Annotated in this window: 1 pseudogene; it reads right to left on the bottom strand. The window is 68.8% G+C overall.

Going from position 1 to position 462, the window contains the following annotated elements:
* Positions 1 to 462, bottom strand: a pseudogene (locus DH10_RS31275) (ABC transporter permease subunit); the annotation flags it as partial.

Raw genomic sequence — 462 nt, 5'->3', positions numbered from 1 at the left:
GGCCCAGGCTGGAGGCGGCGCGCTCGAGCTCCACCGGCGCCTGCGCGATCGAAGCGCGCAGGCTGACCAGCGCGCGCGGCAAAAACATCAGCGCATAGCCGAAAAGGATGGTGAAGAGCGTCTGATAGAGCGGCAGCGCGATACGCACGGTGATAGTCACCAGCGCTAGCGCGACGACGACGCCTGGCAACGAGCTGACGATGTAGTTGCAGCTCTCGAGCAGGCGCTGCAAAGGGTCGGCGCGCGGATCGAGATCCAGGCCATCGGCATCGCGGCGATGGTGGCAAGCAGCGCGCCGGCGATGGCGAGGAACAGCGTCTGTCCGAGTGCCAGGCCGATCTCGTCCCAGCGCCAGATATCGGCGCCACCGGCGAGCAGCCAGCGGCCGACGGTCACGAAGGGCACACCGAGCGTGAGCAGCGCGGTGACGGCGGGCAGCAGCAGGCAGGGCAGCATGGCGCG

This window comes from Mesorhizobium silamurunense, from assembly GCF_014843825.1.
GTDB lineage: Bacteria > Pseudomonadota > Alphaproteobacteria > Rhizobiales > Rhizobiaceae > Mesorhizobium > Mesorhizobium silamurunense.
The sequence above is the reverse complement of the archived record's forward strand: the minus strand, read 5'-3'. Positions and strand labels throughout refer to the sequence as shown.